Genomic DNA, 3,062 nt, shown 5'->3' on the forward strand with positions numbered 1-3,062 from the left:
CGACTGTTTGGGGTTGTATAGTCAAGTAATTAAGTGCATGTGGTGGATGCCTTGGCAGTCAGAGGCGAAGAAAGACGTGATAGCCTGCGAAAAGCTCCGGGGAGGCGGCAAATATCCTTTGATCCGGAGATGTCTGAATGGGGAAACCCACTTATCATAAGATAGGTATTGCATGATGAATACATAGTCATGCAAGGCGAACGAGGGGAAGTGAAACATCTCAGTACCCTTAGGAAAAGAAATCAATTGAGATTCCCTTAGTAGCGGCGAGCGAAAGGGGAACAGCCCATTAAGTTGTGTGTGTTCTAGTGGAACGCTCTGGGAAGTGCGAACGTAGAGGGTGATATTCCCGTACACGAAAGGGCACACACAATGATGACGAGTAGGGCGAGGCACGTGAAACCTTGTCTGAATATGGGGGGACCATCCTCCAAGGCTAAATACTCCTGACTGACCGATAGTGAACCAGTACCGTGAGGGAAAGGCGAAAAGAACCCCTGTGAGGGGAGTGAAATAGATCCTGAAACCGCATGCATACAAGCAGTGGGAGCCGACATGTTCGGTGACTGCGTACCTTTTGTATAATGGGTCAGCGACTTATATTCAGTAGCAAGGTTAACCGCATAGGGGAGCCGTAGGGAAACCGAGTCTTAATAGGGCGTATAGTTGCTGGGTATAGACCCGAAACCAGGCGATCTATCCATGAGCAGGTTGAAGGTTGGGTAACACTAACTGGAGGACCGAACCCACTGTCGTTGAAAAGCCAGGGGATGACTTGTGGATAGGGGTGAAAGGCTAATCAAGCCTGGTGATAGCTGGTTCTCCCCGAAAGCTATTTAGGTAGCGCCTCGGACGAATACCATAGGGGGTAGAGCACTGTTTCGGCTAGGGGGTCATCCCGACTTACCAAACCGATGCAAACTCCGAATACCTATGAGTACTATCCGGGAGACAGACTGCGGGTGCTAACGTCCGTAGTCAAGAGGAAAACAATCCAGACCGCCAGCTAAGGCCCCAAAATCATAGTTAAGTGGGAAACGATGTGGGAAGGCATAGACAGCTAGGAGGTTGGCTTAGAAGCAGCCACCCTTTAAAGAAAGCGTAATAGCTCACTAGTCGAGTCGGCCTGCGCGGAAGATGTAACGGGGCTAAAACTATGTGCCGAAGCTGCGGATGTAACTTTAAGTTACGTGGTAGGGGAGCGTTCTGTAAGCCGATGAAGGTGGATTGAGAAGTCTGCTGGAGGTATCAGAAGTGCGAATGCTGACGTGAGTAACGACAAAACGGGTGAAAAACCCGTTCGCCGAAAGACCAAGGGTTCCAGTCCAACGTTAATCGGGGCTGGGTGAGTCGACCCCTAAGGCGAGGCCGAAAGGCGTAGTCGATGGGAAATTGGTTAATATTCCAATACTTCTGTGTAATGCGATGAGAGGACGGAGAAGGTTAGGTCAGCCTGGCGTTGGTTGTCCAGGTGGAAGACAGTAGGCATGCATCTTAGGCAAATCCGGGGTGCTCTATGCTGAGAGTCGATAGCAAGCTAGTTTACTAGCGAAGTGGCTGATACCATACTTCCAAGAAAAGTCTCTAAGCTTCAGTTACACAGGAATCGTACCCGAAACCGACACAGGTGGTCAGGTCGAGTAGACCAAGGCGCTTGAGAGAACTCTGCTGAAGGAACTAGGCAAAATGGTACCGTAACTTCGGGAGAAGGTACGCTGTTGATGGTGATGGGACTTGCTCCCTGAGCGATTGACAGCCGCAGAAACCAGGCCGCTGCAACTGTTTATTAAAAACATAGCACTCTGCAAACACGAAAGTGGACGTATAGGGTGTGATGCCTGCCCGGTGCTGGAAGGTTAATTGATGGGGTTAGCGTAAGCGAAGCTCTTGATCGAAGCCCCAGTAAACGGCGGCCGTAACTATAACGGTCCTAAGGTAGCGAAATTCCTTGTCGGGTAAGTTCCGACCTGCACGAATGGCATAATGATGGCGGCGCTGTCTCCAGCAGAGGCTCAGTGAAATCGAAATCGCTGTGAAGATGCAGTGTACCCGCGGCTAGACGGAAAGACCCCGTGAACCTTTACTGCAGCTTGACATTGAACTTTGACCTTACTTGTGTAGGATAGGTGGGAGGCTTTGAAGATGGGACGCCAGTTCCATTGGAGCCATCCTTGAAATACCACCCTGGTAATGTTGAGGTTCTAACTCTGCCCCGTAATCCGGGGCGAGGACCATGTCTGGTGGGTAGTTTGACTGGGGCGGTCTCCTCCTAAAGAGTAACGGAGGAGTACGAAGGTGCGCTCAGCGTGGTCGGAAATCACGCGTAGAGTATAAAGGCAAAAGCGCGCTTAACTGCGAGACCCACAAGTCGAGCAGGTACGAAAGTAGGTCTTAGTGATCCGGTGGTTCTGTATGGAAGGGCCATCGCTCAACGGATAAAAGGTACTCTGGGGATAACAGGCTGATACCGCCCAAGAGTTCATATCGACGGCGGTGTTTGGCACCTCGATGTCGGCTCATCTCATCCTGGGGCTGAAGCAGGTCCCAAGGGTATGGCTGTTCGCCATTTAAAGAGGTACGCGAGCTGGGTTTAGAACGTCGTGAGACAGTTCGGTCCCTATCTACCGTGGGCGCTGGAAATTTGAGAGGATCTGCTCCTAGTACGAGAGGACCAGAGTGGACGAACCTCTGGTGTACCGGTTGTGACGCCAGTCGCATCGCCGGGTAGCTATGTTCGGAAGGGATAACCGCTGAAAGCATCTAAGCGGGAAGCCTACCTCAAGATAAGATTTCCCTAGGAATTTATTCCTCTAAAGAGCCGTTCAAGACTAGGACGTTGATAGGTTGGATGTGGAAGCATAGTGATATGTGAAGCTGACCAATACTAATTGCTCGTGAGGCTTGACTATACAACACCCAAACAGTTGTTGTAGCAAGATAAATTCGATACGAATACTTGATTTAGTGAAAGCTAGAACATAAAATACCGACTCAATATTCCAATCCGTTAAACTCATTTGGTACAAAGTACGGCACACACTGTGAAATACAATCCACAGTCT

Annotated in this window: 1 rRNA gene; it reads left to right on the forward strand. The window is 50.1% G+C overall.

Annotation, left to right across the window (positions count from 1 at the left end):
* Window positions 1–19: 19 nt before the first annotated feature.
* Window positions 20–2,909 (forward strand): 23S ribosomal RNA (locus Aso01_RS15770).
* Window positions 2,910–3,062 lie beyond the last annotated feature (153 nt).

It is taken from the genome of Acinetobacter soli, from assembly GCF_000760595.1.
Classification (GTDB): Bacteria; Pseudomonadota; Gammaproteobacteria; order Pseudomonadales; family Moraxellaceae; genus Acinetobacter; species Acinetobacter soli.